General features: G+C 73.2%; 15 protein-coding genes. 13 read left to right on the top strand and 2 right to left on the bottom strand.

Going from position 1 to position 14,484, the window contains the following annotated elements:
- Positions 1-79: 79 nt before the first annotated feature.
- The gene (locus tag RGE_RS06965; RefSeq protein ID WP_310732389.1) at positions 80-703 is read right to left on the bottom strand and encodes a 2OG-Fe dioxygenase family protein; all 624 of its coding nucleotides are present in this window, start codon (positions 701-703) and stop codon (positions 80-82) included.
- A 255-nt stretch (positions 704-958) separates the two neighbouring features.
- Here RGE_RS06965 and RGE_RS06960 point away from each other — a divergent pair, with 255 nt between their 5' ends.
- The 7 genes from RGE_RS06960 to RGE_RS06930 all read left to right on the top strand — a co-directional run bounded on the left by RGE_RS06960 (position 959) and on the right by RGE_RS06930 (position 8,003).
- Positions 959-1,192 (top strand): hypothetical protein, encoded by a 234-nt coding sequence (locus RGE_RS06960; protein ID WP_014427628.1) that lies wholly within the window; start codon positions 959-961, stop codon positions 1,190-1,192.
- A 56-nt stretch (positions 1,193-1,248) separates the two neighbouring features.
- Positions 1,249-2,400: a tetratricopeptide repeat protein gene (locus RGE_RS06955; RefSeq protein ID WP_014427627.1), complete on the top strand. Its 1,152-nt coding sequence runs from the start codon at positions 1,249-1,251 to the stop codon at positions 2,398-2,400.
- An 88-nt stretch (positions 2,401-2,488) separates the two neighbouring features.
- On the top strand, positions 2,489-3,697 hold the full coding sequence (locus RGE_RS06950) for a Coenzyme F420 hydrogenase/dehydrogenase, beta subunit C-terminal domain (protein ID WP_196887286.1): 1,209 nt from the start codon (positions 2,489-2,491) through the stop codon (positions 3,695-3,697).
- A gap of 48 nt (positions 3,698-3,745) precedes the next feature.
- On the top strand, positions 3,746-4,303 hold the full coding sequence (locus RGE_RS06945; protein ID WP_148280133.1) for a hypothetical protein: 558 nt from the start codon (positions 3,746-3,748) through the stop codon (positions 4,301-4,303).
- Between the two features lie 8 nt (positions 4,304-4,311).
- Positions 4,312-6,573 (top strand): ATP-binding protein, encoded by a 2,262-nt coding sequence (locus RGE_RS06940; protein WP_014427624.1) that lies wholly within the window; start codon positions 4,312-4,314, stop codon positions 6,571-6,573.
- Between the two features lie 192 nt (positions 6,574-6,765).
- The gene (locus RGE_RS06935; RefSeq protein WP_014427623.1) at positions 6,766-7,134 is read left to right on the top strand and encodes a hypothetical protein; all 369 of its coding nucleotides are present in this window, start codon (positions 6,766-6,768) and stop codon (positions 7,132-7,134) included.
- Complete coding sequence (locus RGE_RS06930) at positions 7,131-8,003, top strand: ZIP family metal transporter (protein WP_014427622.1); 873 nt, start codon at positions 7,131-7,133, stop codon at positions 8,001-8,003. The genes RGE_RS06935 and RGE_RS06930 overlap by 4 nt, the downstream gene beginning before the upstream one ends.
- A gap of 12 nt (positions 8,004-8,015) precedes the next feature.
- Here the strand turns inward: RGE_RS06930 and murB are convergent, their stop codons facing one another.
- Positions 8,016-9,032 (bottom strand): UDP-N-acetylmuramate dehydrogenase, encoded by a 1,017-nt coding sequence (murB, locus tag RGE_RS06925; protein ID WP_043784910.1) that lies wholly within the window; start codon positions 9,030-9,032, stop codon positions 8,016-8,018.
- 35 nt (positions 9,033-9,067) lie between these two features.
- Between murB and RGE_RS06920 the strand changes: the two genes are divergently transcribed.
- From RGE_RS06920 to RGE_RS06895, 6 genes are all read left to right on the top strand, one after another.
- A complete protein-coding gene (locus RGE_RS06920; RefSeq protein ID WP_014427620.1) occupies positions 9,068-9,571 on the top strand; it encodes a YajQ family cyclic di-GMP-binding protein in 504 nt (167 codons plus the stop codon).
- The gene (locus tag RGE_RS06915) at positions 9,571-10,230 is read left to right on the top strand and encodes a retropepsin-like aspartic protease family protein (RefSeq protein WP_014427619.1); all 660 of its coding nucleotides are present in this window, start codon (positions 9,571-9,573) and stop codon (positions 10,228-10,230) included. Before RGE_RS06920 ends, RGE_RS06915 begins: the two co-directional genes overlap by 1 nt.
- A 97-nt stretch (positions 10,231-10,327) precedes the next feature.
- Complete coding sequence (locus tag RGE_RS06910; RefSeq protein WP_014427618.1) at positions 10,328-11,503, top strand: acyl-CoA dehydrogenase family protein; 1,176 nt, start codon at positions 10,328-10,330, stop codon at positions 11,501-11,503.
- Between the two features lie 127 nt (positions 11,504-11,630).
- Complete coding sequence (locus tag RGE_RS06905) at positions 11,631-12,758, top strand: acyl-CoA dehydrogenase family protein (protein ID WP_014427617.1); 1,128 nt, start codon at positions 11,631-11,633, stop codon at positions 12,756-12,758.
- A gap of 40 nt (positions 12,759-12,798) precedes the next feature.
- The gene (locus RGE_RS06900; protein WP_014427616.1) at positions 12,799-13,776 is read left to right on the top strand and encodes a P1 family peptidase; all 978 of its coding nucleotides are present in this window, start codon (positions 12,799-12,801) and stop codon (positions 13,774-13,776) included.
- The gene (locus RGE_RS06895) at positions 13,776-14,474 is read left to right on the top strand and encodes a 16S rRNA pseudouridine(516) synthase (RefSeq protein WP_014427615.1); all 699 of its coding nucleotides are present in this window, start codon (positions 13,776-13,778) and stop codon (positions 14,472-14,474) included. Before RGE_RS06900 ends, RGE_RS06895 begins: the two co-directional genes overlap by 1 nt.
- Positions 14,475-14,484: the final 10 nt, after the last annotated feature.

The raw sequence follows: 14,484 nt of genomic DNA, 5'->3' as shown, positions 1-14,484 counted from the left end.
GGGATTCGTGATCGTTTCGCGGCATTCGCCGCGGCGGGTGGCCGCGGCGGGCGCAGCTTAACGCCGCCGGCGGGATCGATCAGCCCCCGTCGGGCCCCTGGAAGCCGCCGCGACGCAGCGTCACGACCAGCGTGTCGCGCCAGGCCGGTGCACCGGCTTGCCGCGGCCGGATCGGCGTGCTCTCGTGGATCACGCGTTCGTCGTCGAGCAGCAGCACGCTCCAGGGCTGGGCCAGCGTGAAGCGCACGCCCTGGGCGCCGGCGGCGTCGAAGACCCGCGTCTCGCCGCCGAGCACGGCGTGGCGCGCGACCAGGATCACGGCGACCAGGTCGACGCCGTCGCGGTGCGCGCCTTCGGGCGTCGGCCGGCCGATGCCGTCGGTGGTGTCGATGCGGAAGGGATGCGCCTCGACGTACCAGCGGCGCTCGCCACGCAGCCGCGTCGCCACGCCGGCCAGCGCCGCCAGCAGCGCCGGCCAGGCAGGCGCGCTCGCCCACTCCGCCGGCAAGGGCTCGAACCAGCGCTCGAAACCTCCATGCAGCGCGTTGTAGGCCACCGGCTGCCAGTGCGCGCGCGGCGGCGCGGCCTCGACGCGACCGTCGTCGACGACGAAGCAGCCGTGGCGACGGCGACGGTAGCGGCCGCCGTCGCGCAGGTGCGCATCGGGCGGCAGCGTTTCCCAGGCCGGTTGCAGAGCCTGCATCGCGGACAGCGGCTGCCGCACCAGTTCGGTGAATGCACCGGCATCGAGCACCGCCCAGCCCCCCCCCGCGAGCGTGGTGTGGAGCGCGGGCAACGGTGTCAGCGGCGGAGAAGGCGAGAAATTCATGCTGCGGAAATTGGAGTGACGACTCCAGGAATCGCCGGCCCGGCCGGTGCCCGGCGGCGCTATCGTCGTCTGGCGGGCGCCTACCCGGCGCCAGCGTGGAATCGAAGGCCCAAAAGGCGGGAGTGTGCGATGAATGCCGAAACCCAAGGCTTGAGAGGCGCGCTGGAGCTGGTCGACGTCATCGACCTCAAGTGGCTGTTCGCCAACGAAGGCGTGTTCCTGCACGTCGAACGCCTGCAGCACGACGCCGACTACGCCCGCGATCTGCTGGCCCGGGCCGCCGCTTCGGGCAACGCCGAACTGCGCGCCGCCGCCGCGCGCCTGGCCGACCAGATTGCCGCCGGGGGCACCGCCACCGCCTGAAGCCCCGCGGCGTAGGATGTCCACGGCCGCGCAAGCCGCGCGGCGGGAGCACCCCGATGCGCCGCACCATCGCACTGCTCGTCGTGGCCACGGCCGTCCTGGCCGGCTGCGCCACCGCCCCTGACCCGGGCACCCCGCCGCCGCTGTGGCGCGACGAGGCCTTCGCCCCGCCCGAGCACCGGCCCGACCCGGCGGGCGTCTTCGCCACCGACGAGCGCATGCGCGCGGCGCTCGACACCGCGGCGCTGTGGCGCGCCGAGGACCCGCGGCGCCTGCTCGTCGAGCTGCTGTACCGCCGTCAGTCGCTGGCGCTGGACTACGAAGGCGCGACGCGCACCGCCGCCGAGACCTTCGCCGCCCGTTCGGGCAACTGCCTGTCGCTGGTGGCGATGACCGCGGCCTTCGCACGCGAGGCCGGCCTGCCGGTGCGCTTTCGCAGCATCGCCGTCGACGAGAGCTGGAGCCGCAGCGGCGACCTGATGGCGCTCAGCGGCCACGTCAACGTCGGCATCGGCTGGCCGGTGGCCGCCGGCCAGGTGCGGCGCAGCAAGGAGTCGACGATCGTCGTCGACTTCCTGCCCGGCGAGCAGATCGGCGCCTACCGCTGGCGCGAGATCTCGCCGGCCACGGTGCTGGCGATGTTCATGAACAACCGCGCCGCCGAGGCGCTGGCCCAGGGCCGGCTGGACGACGCCTACTGGCACGCCCGCGAGGCGATCCGGCAGGATGCGCACTTCTCCGCCGGCTACAACACGCTGGCCGTCGTCTACCGCCGCCGTGGCCTGGCCGACGCCGCCGAGACCGTCTGGCGCACCCTGCTCGCCCGCGAGCCGGCCAACCGCAGCGCGCTGGCCAACCTCTCGCAGCTGCTCGCCCACGAGGGCCGTCGCGACGAGGCCCAGGTCTTCGCCACGCGCTTGCAGTCGCTGGAAGTGGCGCCGCCCTTCCACTGGTTCGATGCCGGGCTGGACGCGCTGCAGGCCGGCGACCCGCGCCGCGCCCGGGAGTTCTTCGTGCGCGAGGTCGAACGCGACGCCAGCTACCACGAGTTCCACTACTGGCTGGCGCGTGCCGAGCTGCTGCTCGGGCGCCCGAAACAGGCGCTGCGCGAGCTGGAACTGGCCCGCGAAACCAGCCCGACGCCCCAGGTGCAGGCGCTCTACGCCGCCAAGCTCGACCGGATCAAGGCCGAACGAGCGCTGCAGTGAGCCCCCAGCGCCGCCGTTCTGCGGCAGATCGCGTCGGCGGCGGCCGGCTTGGGCGATGATCGCGCGTCCCGCGAACCGCGCCCGAACCTTGAAGTCCCCCACGCCCCACGCCCCCGCCCGCACGCTGTGCACCGACTGCGGCGTCTCGCGCAGCAGCGACCCGCGCCGCTGCGGCCGTGCCTGCCAGTTCATCCAGCCCGACTACGCCGCGATGGAGACCCGCGTGCAGGGCCGGCCGCGCGACCCCGGGCGCGCCGACGAGCTGCACTTCGGCCCCTTCCGGCGCATGTGGCGCGCGGCGCTGAAGCGCCCGTCCGACGGCGCGCAGTGGACCGGCATCACGACCCGGCTGGCCGAGCGCCTGCTGGAGACCGGCGCCGTCGACGCGGTGCTGACGATGGCCCCCGACCCCGAGGACCGCTGGCGCCCGGTGCCGACGCTGGTGACGAAACCCGGCGAGCTGGCGCGCTGCCGCGGCATGCGCATGGGCTACGCGCCGCTGCTGTCGCTGCTGGAGCCGGCGGTCGCCGCCGGCCACAAGCGCCTGGCGGTGATCGGCATCCCGTGCCAGGTCTACGCCTTGCGCGCGCTGGAGCAGGAGCTGGGACTGGAGCAGCTCTACGTCATCGGCACGCCGTGTTCGGACAACACGACGACCGAGAACTTCCACCGCTTCCTCGGGCTGCTGACGCCCAAGCCGGAGTCGATCACCTATCTCGAGTTCCGCGCCGACTACCACGTCGAGATCCGCTTCGACGACGGCCGCCAGCGCCGCGTGCCCTTCCTGCAGCTGCCGCTGTCGCAGCTGCCGACGGACTTCTTCCCGCTCACCTGCCGCACCTGCGTCGACTACAGCAACGTGCTGGCCGACATCACCGTCGGCTACATGGGCGGCGAAGGCGAGCAATGGTTGCTGGTGCGCAACGAGCGCGGCGAGAAGATCCTCGGCCTGCTCGGCGACGAGGTGACGCTGGCCGAACCCGGCAGCGCCGGCAAGCGCGAAGGCCCGGTCAAGGGCTTTCTCGCCAACACCGAGCGCGCCGCCGGCGGCCTGCCGCTGCGCCGCATGCCGTCCTGGCTGCGGCCCATCGTCGGCTGGCTGATGCCCAAGGTCGGCCCGCGCGGGCTGGAGTTCGCGCGCGCCCGGCTGGAGATGAAGGCCGTCGAGACCGTGCTGCACCTGCGCCGCGAGCAGCCGGCGAAGATGAAGAACATGGTCCCGCCGCACGTCTGGAAACTGGTCGAGCCCTACGGCCTGGCGCCCCGGCCCGAGGAAACCAAGCCCCACTCCGGCTGATCCTCAGGGCAGACGATTCGGGGGAGGCTCTCCCCCTAGAATCCGTTCGTGCCCGCCCGCTCCGCTGTCGCCGCCGTCACCCGCGCGACCTCGCACGACCGAGGGCGCCGCCGCGTGCTGGCCGCCGCCAGCGCGGCCGCGCTGGCCCCGTGGTGCGGCGCCGCCAGGGCGCTGGAGGCCCCGGCCGGCGCGGTCGTGCTGACGCTGATCGGCCGCGTGCAGTCGCCGAACTTCGGCGCCCGCGCCGACTTCGACATGCCGATGCTCGAGCACCTGCCGCAGACGAGCTTCGTCACGCGCACGCCCTGGTACTCGACGCCGCGCAAGTTCACCGGCCCGCTGCTGCGCGACGTGCTCGGCGCGGCGGCGGCACGCGGCAGCACGCTGCGGCTGGTCGCGCTCAACGACTACTGGGTGGACATGCCGTTCGACGACGCCGCACGCCACGACGTCATCGTCGCCCGCCTGCTCGACGACCGGCCGATGGCCGTGCGCGACCGCGGGCCGCTGTTCGCGATCTACCCCTTCGACGCGAAAGAGGAACTCCGCACCCCCGTCTACTTCAGCAGGTCGGCATGGCAGCTGCGGACGATCGAGGTTCGTTAGAACCCACGGTGCCGAACGCACGGCGTAGCCGGGCGACCTGGCTGGGCGTGCTCGGCGTCGGGCTGATCTTCGCCCTGCTGGCGGTGGCCTGGCTGCAGGTGCGCCAGGCCGCGCTGCTGCGCCAGGCCGTCGAGGTGGCCGACGACGACGCCGTGCTGCTCGTCTACCAGGCCGAGACCGAGTACCTGCGCCTGCGCGACGAGTGGAGCCGCTCGATCGACCCGCGGCGCGTGCTCGACACCTCGGCGCTGCAGCTGCGCTACGACATCTGGATCAGCCGCGTCGGCCTGCTGCACAACGAGCGCATCGCCCGCATCCTGGCCGACGAGACCGAGTTCGCCGACACGCTGATGCGCATGGACCGCTTCATCCGCCGGGCCGACGAGGTGTTCGGCACCTCGGGCGGCCAGGGCCCGGCACGCGACGCGCTGCTCGAGCTGGAGCCCGAGCTGATGGCGCTGGGCCAGGAGATCCACGGCCTGTCGATGCGCGCCGCGCATCACGTCGGCGAGCAGGTCGCCGCGCGCAATGCCACGGTGCAGCACCACAACATGATCGGCATCGGGCTGACGGTGTCGCTGTCGGCGCTGACGCTGGCTTTCGCGCTGCTGGCGCTGCGCCAGATGCGCCAGCTCGACCGCCGCCGCGCCGCGCTGGAGGAGCTGGCCGAGCACCTGCGCCAGGCGCGCCGCGACGCCGAGGCGGCGAGCGAGGCCAAGAGCGCCTTCCTCGCCAACATGAGCCACGAGATCCGCACGCCCTTCCACGGCCTGCTGGGCATGCTGTCGCTGCTGCGCGAGACCGGGCTCAACCAGCAGCAGGTCGGCTATCTGCGCACTGCCACCGAGTCGGCCGACCACCTGCTGGCGATCCTCAACGACATCCTCGACATGTCGCAGCTCGAGTCGGGGCGCATGGTGCTGAATTCGACGCCGGTCGAGCTGCGCGCGCTGCTGCGCGACGTCGAGGCGCTGATGCGCCCGCAGGCGCACGCCAAGTCGCTTGCGCTGCACATCGTCGCCGACCCGGCGCTGCCCGAGCGTGTGCTCTGCGACGCCACGCGCGTCAAGCAGGTGCTGTTCAACCTGCTGTCCAACGCGATCAAGTTCTCCGACCGCGGCGCCGTCGTGCTCGACGTCCAGGCCCACGACGCCGTAGCCGTGCCGGAACTGGTCTTCACGGTGACCGACCAGGGCATCGGCATCGACGAGGCGACGCTGGCGACGCTGTTCCACCGCTTCGTGCAGGGCGACAGCTCGCGCTCGCGCCGCCATGGCGGCACCGGGCTGGGGCTGGAGATCTCGCGCAACCTCGCGCGCCTGATGGGCGGCGACATCACCGTCACCAGCCAGCCCGGCAGCGGCAGCAGCTTCCGCTTCCGCATGCCGCTCAAGCCGGTGGCCGCCGGGGCCGCGCCGCACCCGCTGCCCGGCGACGCGCCGCCGCCGCCGCGGCCGCTGCGCGTGCTGGTCGCCGAGGACCACTTCGTCAACCGCCAGTACATGGCCGCGCTGCTCGAGCGCCTGGGCCACACCGCGGTCTTCGCCGCCAACGGCCACGAGGCGGTCGACGCGATGCACGCCGCCGGCACCCGGCCTTTCGACATCGTGCTGATGGACCTGCACATGCCGGAGATGGACGGCATCGCCGCGACACGCGCGATCCGCGCCCTGCCCGACCCGACCGCCGCCACGGTGCCGATCGTCGCGCTGACCGCCGACGCCTTCACCGAGACCCGCGACCGCTGCCTGGTCGCCGGCATGAACGACTTCCTGACCAAGCCGGTCAGCCCGCAGAAGCTGGCGGCTTCACTGCGCCGCTTCTTCGGCAGCACCGGGGGTGCCGAGTTCCCGCCGGTTTCGGCATCCGCGGCGCCCGCCGCGCCTGCCGCAGGCGCCGGTGACAGCCCGCCGCTGATCGATCCGGCGGCGATCGAACTGGCGCTGCAGGCCATGCCGCGCGAGCGCCTGGCGGCGATGGTGCACAGCTTCCTCGACCAGGGGCCGCAGCTCGTGCAGCGCCTGCGCGCCGCGGTGCGCGACGCCCAGCCGCTGGAGTTGCGCGTCAACGCCCATGCCGCACGCGGCGCGGCGCTGAACCTCGGCCTGGCGGCGCTGGCCGCCACCGCCGACGCCTTGCAGGAAGGTGCGACCCACCTGCCGGCGCACGAGATCGCGCGCCACGTGCAGCGTTTCGAGGATCTGCTGCCGGCCACGCGCGACGCCGCGATCGCCGCCGGCCTGGCACAGCCCGCCAACGCCGCAGCCTGAATCGACACGAGGCCCGGCGCCTCCGATTTGCAAATGCGAATTATTCGCATGTAAGATGGTTCATGGCTTCGCCGAAGCCGCAGAACCCCCGCATGCACGCCAGCGACCCGGCCAGCCCCGGTGCATGTCACGCCGAGGAGCCCGCCATGACCGCCCGTCCCTTCCCCGCAGCCCGTCGTCGGGAGCGCTGAGATGTGCCCCGCCGAGACCCAGGCCGCCGCACGGCACTGGCAGCGCATCGCGATGCACATCCGCCTGGGCCTCGAGCCCGACGAGCCGCGCCTGCTCTGCGCCTACCACCACCAGGGCGAACGCCTGATCGCCGCCTACGGCCGCCCGGCCTTCGCGACGCACGAGCGCATGCTGCGCCTGCTGCTGGACACCGCCGAGGACACGCTGCTGCCGGTCTGCTGGCGCATGACCTGCTTGAACGCCGCCAGCCGGCCGCTGGCGCGGCTGGGGCCGCTGCTGGCCGACGACGAGCAGGCCGATCGCCTGCACACGCTGTCGGCACGGCTGGCGCAGTTCACGCTGCGGCCGGTCGACCGGGCCGAGCCGTGAACCCGACCGGCACCCACGCCACGCTGCGGCCGCTGCAGTGGCTGGGCCTGGCGCTGTGCGCCGCCGGCGCGGCCATCGTGCTGGCCCAGGCCTGGCGGGCGCTCGTGCTGGCGCCGGCGGTGGCGCATGCGGGCGCGCTGGGCGCCGCCGCGGCGCTGGCCACCGCACTGGGCGTGCTGCCGCTGGTGCTGGCGCGCACGCCGTCGCAGCGCACCCAGGACACGCTGCTCGGCTTCGGGGCCGGCGTGATGCTCGCCGCCACCTGCTTCTCGCTGCTGAACCCGGCGCTGGACGCGGTGCGCGCCGCCGGCTTCGCGCCCTGGCCGCGGGCCGCCGGCATCGGGCTGGCGCTGCTGGCCGGTGCCGGCGGGCTGATGCTGCTGGAACACCTGCTGCCGCACAGCCACGCGCTGGGCGGCGACGCGCGCCCGCGCCGCGTGCTGCTGTTCGTGCTGGCGATCGTGCTGCACAACATCCCCGAAGGCCTGGCGATCGGCGTCGCCGCGGTGGGCTCGGAAGCGGCGCGTGCGACGGCGCTGGCCGGCGGCATCGCGATCCAGGACGTGCCCGAAGGCCTGGTCGTCGCGCTGGCGCTGCACGCCGCCGGCATGGGCCGCGGCCGCGCGGCGCTGCTGGGCGCGGCCTCGGGCCTAGTCGAGCCGCTGGCCGCGGTGCTGGGCGCGGCGGCGGTGGCCGGCGCCGCCATGCTGCTGCCCTGGGCGCTGGCCTTCGCCGCCGGAGCGATGCTCTTCGTCGTCAGCCACGAGGTCATCCCCGAGTCGCACCGCCAGGGCCACGAGCGCCAGGCCACCGCCGGGCTGATGCTCGGCTTCGTGCTGATGATGGTGCTGGACACGGCGCTCGCGTAGAGCGCCGAGGGTTCAGACGATGACCGGCTCGGGCTCCAGGCGGATGCCGAAGCGGCCGTAGACGCTTTCCTGGATCGCGCGCGCCAGCGTCACGACCTCGGCGCCGCTGGCGCCGCCGCGGTTGACCAGCACCAGCGCCTGGCGCTCGTAGACGCCGGCGCGGCCCACCGACTTGCCCTTCCAGCCGCAGGCGTCGATCAGCCAGCCGGCGGCCAGCTTCACGCTGCCGTCGGGCAGCGGGTAGTGCACGATCTCCGGGTCGCGGCCGATGATGTCGCGGCACTGCTCGGCGCTGACCACCGGGTTCTTGAAGAAGCTGCCGGCGTTGCCGATGGCCGCCGGGTCGGGCAGCTTGGCGCGGCGGATGGCGCAGACCCAGTCGAAGATCGTGCGCGCGCTGGGGTGCGTGTCGCCGGTCTCGGCCATCTTGCGTTCCAGGTCCAGGTAGCCGAGCGCCGGCACCCAGGGCTTGGGCAGGCGCAGGCGCACGCGGGTGACGACGCTCTTGCCCGCCAGGTCCTGCTTGAAGAGGCTGTCGCGGTAGCCGAAGCGGCACATCGCCGCGTCCAGCGTCACGCTGCGGCCGGTGATCAGGTCGACCGCGTCCAGCGAATGGAAGCGGTCCTTCAGCTCGACGCCGTAGGCGCCGATGTTCTGCACCGGCGCCGCGCCCACGGTACCCGGGATCAGCGCTAGGTTCTCCAGCCCGGGCAGGCCCTGGTCCAGCGTCCAGGCGACGACGTCGTGCCAGCGCTCGCCGGCGCCGGCCTCGACGATCCAGGCGTCTTCGGTCTCGGCCACCAGGCGCCGGCCCTCGATCTCGATCTTCAGCACGACGGCGTCGACGTCGCGCGTTAGCACGAGGTTGCTGCCGCCGCCGAGGATCAGCTTGGGGGCGCGGCCGAACTCGGGGTGATCGACGACACGGCGCACGTCGGCCTCGCTGCGCACGCGCACCAGGGTGCGGGCGACGGCGGGCAGACCGAAGCTGTTGTGCTCGCGCAGCGACACGCGCGACTCGATCTGCAGCGGGGAGGCGACGGGGGACATGGCAGAATTTTCCCATGCCCAGCTTTGATACCGTCCTCGAGCCCGATCTGGTCGAATTGCGCAACGCGCTCGACCAGGCGAACAAGGAAATCGGCAACCGCTTCGACTTCAAGGGGTCGAGCGCGAAGGTCGAACTCACCGAGAAGTCGGCCAAGGAGCGCGAACTCGTGCTCTACGCCGACAGCGACTTCCAGATCGAACAGGTGCGCGACGTGCTGCTCTCGCGCCTGGCCAAGCGCAACGTCGATGTGCGTTTCCTCGACCTCACGGCCAAGCCGCAGAAGCTCGGCGGCGACAAGCTCAAGCTCGCCGTCAAGGTCAAGGCCGGCATCGACGCCGAACACGCGAAGAAGATCCAGCAGGCGCTCAAGGCCAGCAAGCTCAAGGTGCAGGGCGCGATCCAGGGCGACGCGGTGCGCGTCTCGGGCGCGAAGCGGGACGACCTCCAGGCGGCGATCGCGCTGCTGAAGAAGGAAATCTCGGACTTGCCGCTGACCTTCGACAACTTCCGCGACTGATGAACGCCCCCGGCCGTCGCCAGGCGCTGCGCATCGCGGCAACGCTCCTGGCCGCGGCCGTGCTGCCGGCCGCGGCGCAGGACGTCTCGCTGGCCGGCCAGATGGGGCGCAAGGCGCTGCTCGTCGTCGGCGGACAGCCGGTGACGCTGGCCGTCGGCGAGAGCGCGCGCGGCGTCAAGCTGCTGCAGCTGGACGCCGATGGCGCGGTCGTCGAAGCCGGCGGCCAGCGCCTGGTGCTGCGCACCGGCGGCGGCACGGCTCGAGTGGCCGGCAGCGGCGGCGTCGTGTCCGGCCCACGCGAGATCGTCATCCCCGTCGGTCCGGGCGGGCACTTCGTCACCCAGGGCGCGATCAATGGCCGGCCGGTGAACTTCATGGTCGACACCGGCGCGACGCTGATCGCGCTCGGCCAGGCCGAGGCCGACCGCCTGGGCATCGCCTGGCGCAACGGCGAACCGGGCCTGGTCAACACCGCCAACGGCAGCGCCACCGCGTACCGCATCACGCTGTCGCGCGTGCGGGTCGGCGAGGTGGAGGTCAGCCAGGTGCCGGCGGTCGTCGTGCCGCAGCCGATGCCGCTGGTGCTGCTCGGCAACAGCTTCCTGACGCGCTTCAAGATGCAGCGCGACAGCGACGTCCTGCGCCTCGAGGCCCGCTGAAGCCGCTGTCCCGGCAGGGACAAGGCGGCCCGAAACCCGCGTGCTACAACGAGCCGGCCACCAAGAGCCGGCCGCCGACGGCCGCGAGGAGACGACGATGGACCTCGAGTTCACCGAGGAAGAACAGGTGTTCCGCCAGGAGGTTCGCGCCTGGGTCGGCGCCCACCTGCCGGCCGACATCCGCGACAAGGTGCGCGCCGCGCGCCCGCTGACCCGCGAGGAACACCAGCGCTGGGCCCGCATCCTGGGCCAGAAAGGCTGGCTGGTCGCCGGCTGGCCGCGCGCCTTCGGCGGCCCGGGCTGGACCGCGGTGCAGAAGCACCTGTTCGAGGAGGAATGCGCGCTCGCCGGCGCGCCGCGCCTGATCCCCTTCGGCCCGGTGATGGTGGCGCCGGTCATCATGGCCTTCGGCACGCCCGAGCAGCAGCGGCGTTTCCTGCCGGCCATCGCCAGCGGCGAGGTCTGGTGGAGCCAGGGCTACAGCGAACCCGGCGCCGGCTCGGACCTGGCTTCGCTGAAGACACGCGCCGAGCGCCGCGGCGACACCTACGTCGTCAACGGCCAGAAGACCTGGACGACGCTGGCCCAGCACGGCGACTGGATCTTCTGCCTGGTGCGCACCGCCAGCGACGGCAAGCCGCAGGCAGGCATCAGCTTTCTGCTGATCGACATGAAGAGCCCCGGCGTCAGCGTGCGGCCCATCGTCATGCTCGACGGCGAGCCCGAGGTCAACGAGGTCTTCTTCGACAACGTCGAGGTGCCGGCGGCCAATCTGATCGGCGAGGAGAACAAGGGCTGGTCCTACGCCAAGCTGCTGCTGGCGCACGAACGCACCAACATCGCCGAGGTCAACCGCTCCAAGCGCGAGCTCGAACGGCTGAAGGCGCTGGCCAAGGCCGAAGGCGTCTGGGACGACGCCCGGCTGCGCGACCAGATCGCGCTGCTGGAAGTCGACATCGTCGCGCTGGAGATGCTGGTGCTGCGCGTGCTGTCGGCCGAGAAGAGCGGCAAGCAGAGCCTGGACATCGCGGGCCTCCTGAAGATCCGCGGCAGCGAGATCCAGCAGCGCTCGGCCGAGCTGCTGATGCTCGCCGGCGGCCCCGGCACCGTGGCGCGCCGCGACGAAGCCGCCGACGCTTCGGGCGCCGGCTGGCAGCACGACACGCTGGCGCCGCTGATGGGCAGCTACTTCAACCTGCGCAAGACGACGATCTACGGCGGCTCCAACGAGGTGCAGCGCAACATCGTCGCCCAGACCGTGCTCGGGAGCTGAGATGGACCACCCCCGCAGCGCCTTCGGCGCTCCCCCTCGAGGGGGCGCCGCCAGTGTCCCGGCAAAGCCGGGCCACGGCGGCCGCTTGATGCGCCGTGGTCACGGCATCTGAAGCACAGGAGGGCCCATGGATTTCGATTTCACCGACGACCAGCAGGCGCTGCGCGAAGCGGTTCGGCGCTGGGTGGACAAGGGCTTCGCCTTCGAGCGCCGCCACACGCTGGCCAAGGCCGGCGGGCATTCGCGCGCCGTCTGGGGCGAACTGGCCGAACTCGGGCTCGCCGGCCTGGCGGTGCCCGAGTCGCAGGGCGGGCTGGGCTTCGGCCCGGTCGAGGCCATGCTCGTCAACGAGGAACTCGGCCGCGGCCTGGTGCACGCGCCGTGGACGAACGCCGCGCTCGCCGTGCCGGCGCTGCTGGCCGCCGCGCCCGAGGCGCTGCAGGGCGAGTGGCTGCCGCGCATCGCCGACGGCTCGGCGCTGGTCGTGCTGGCGCAGCAGGAGCGCGCCGCACGCTGGGCGCTGGATCGGCCGGCGACGCGCGCCGAACGCCGCGGCGACGGCTGGGTCATCACCGGCACCAAGATCGTCGTGCCGGCCGGCGACGAGGCCGACGCCTTCGTCGTGCCGGCGCGCATCGCGGGCGCCGATGGCGAGCGTGCCGGCATCGGCCTGTTCGTCGTCGAAGCCGGTGCCACCGCGATCACGCCCTACCCGACGCAGGACGGCGCGCGTGCCGCCGACCTGCGTTTCGACGCCGCGCCGGCCGCGCTGATCGCCGAAGACGGCCTCGAGCGCCTGGAACACGCGGTGGACATCGCGCTGGCCGGCATCGCCGCCGAAGGCGTCGGCCTGATGGACCGGCTGCTGGCGATGACCGTCGAGTACCTGAACACGCGCCGCCAGTTCGGCGTGCCGATCGCCAGCTTCCAGGCGCTGCGCCACCGCGTCGCCGACGCCAAGATGCAGCTCGAACTCGCACGTTCGATGAGCTACTACGCGACGCTCAAGCTCGGCGCGCCGGCCGCCGAACGCCGCCGCGCCGTCGCCCAGGCGCGGGTGCAGCTCGGCCAGGCGATGCGTTTCGTCGGCCAGCAGTGCATCCAGATGCACGGCGGCATCGGCGTCACCGACGAGTACGCCGGCAGCCACTACTTCAAGCGCCTGACGGTGCTGGAACTGGCCTTCGGCGACACGCTGCACCACCTGGGCGAAGTCTCCGCACGCATGGAAGACACGGCCGGCGTCTTCGTCTGACGCAGCGGGGCGAAGGCGGGCCCGCCGCTACAGTCGCGGCATGTCCGCCCCCCACGCCACGCTCGACGCCCTGACCGACGTCGCCGGCCTCGCCGTCGGCCACCACACGCTGGCCGACGGGCTGAGCGGCTGCAGCGTCGTGCTCTGCCCCGAAGGCTCGGTGGCCGGCGCCGACGTGCGCGGCGCCGCGCCGGGCACACGCGAGACCGATCTGCTGCGCCCGGAGAACACCGTCGAGGCCGTGCACGCGCTGCTGCTGGCCGGCGGCAGCGCCTACGGGCTGGACGCCGCCGGCGGCGTGATGCGCTGGCTGGAAGAACGCGGCCGCGGCGTCGCCGTCGGCCCGGCCATCGTGCCCATCGTGCCGGCGGCGGTGCTGTTCGACCTCTGGCTGCGCCCGGCCGCGCGCCCCGACGCCGCGGCGGGTTACGCCGCCTGCGAGGCGGCGGTGGCCGGCGCCTTCGAGCGTGGCAGCGTCGGCGCCGGAGCCGGCGCCAGCGTCGGCAAGCTCTTCGGGCCGCAGCACGCGATGAAGGGCGGCATCGGCACGGCCTCGCGCCGCGCCGGCGGCGTGACGGTGGCGGCGCTGGTGGCGGTCAACGCCGTCGGTGACGTCGTCGATCCGGCCAGCGGCCGCCTCGTCGCCGGCGCGCGCAGCGCCGACGGCCGCAGCCTGCGCGACACCGTCGCCTGCTATCTCGCCGGCGAACACGCCGCCGCGCCGCTGGCCGGGGCGACGACGATCGGCGTCGTCGCCACCGACGCGCCGCTCTCCAAGGCCCAGGCGCAGCGCCTGGCCACCGCCGGCCACGACGGCCTGGCGCGCACGATCCGCCCGGTGCACACCGCCAGCGACGGCGACACCTTGTTCGGCCTGTCTACCGGCCGCGGCCCAGCGGCGCCGGCAACGCTGCTGCACGTGCTGGCCGCCGAAGCGGTGGCCGCCGCGGTGCTCGACGCGGTGCTTTCGGCCACCGGCCGGGCCGGCTTGCCGTCGGCGCGAGAATTCGCCCCCTGATGAAACTCGAACAAATCCTCTTCACCCAGGGCTTCGGCACCCGCCGCGTCTGTGCGGGGCTGGTCGATTGCGGCGCGGTGCGCGTCGGCGGCCAGGTCGTCGACGACCCGTCGGCCGACTTCGACACCGCCGGCCTCGTCTTCGAGGTCGACGGCCGCGAGTGGCCCTTCCGCCAGCCGGCGCTGGTGATGCTGCACAAGCCCGCCGGCTACGAGTGCTCGCAGAAGCCCCGCCACCACCCCAGCGTGATGAGCCTGCTGCCGCCGCCGCTGCGCACGCGCGGCGTGCAGCCGGTGGGCCGGCTCGACGAAGACACGACCGGGCTGCTGCTGTTCACCGACGACGGCAAGCTGATCCACCGTCTCACCAGCCCCAAGCACCACGTGCCCAAGGTCTACGAGGCGACGACCAGGCACCCCGTCGAAGAGGCCGTCGTGCAGCGCCTGCTGGCCGGCGTCGTGCTCGACGACGACCCGGAGCCGGTGCGCGCGCTGCAGGCCGAATGCACCGGCCCGAACGCGCTGCGCCTGGTGCTCGCCGAAGGCAAGTACCACCAGGTCAAGCGCATGGTCGCCGCCGCCGGCAACCGCGTCGAGGCCCTGCACCGCAGCGCCTTCGGTGCGCTGACGCTGCCGGCGGACTTGGCGCCGGGGCGCTGGTGCTGGGTCGAGCCCGAGGCGATCTTCGCCGGCGCTTGAACGAGAATCC

This window comes from Rubrivivax gelatinosus IL144 (genome assembly GCF_000284255.1).
Classification (GTDB): domain Bacteria; phylum Pseudomonadota; class Gammaproteobacteria; order Burkholderiales; family Burkholderiaceae_C; genus Rubrivivax; species Rubrivivax gelatinosus_A.
The sequence above is the reverse complement of the archived record's forward strand: the minus strand, read 5'-3'. Positions and strand labels throughout refer to the sequence as shown.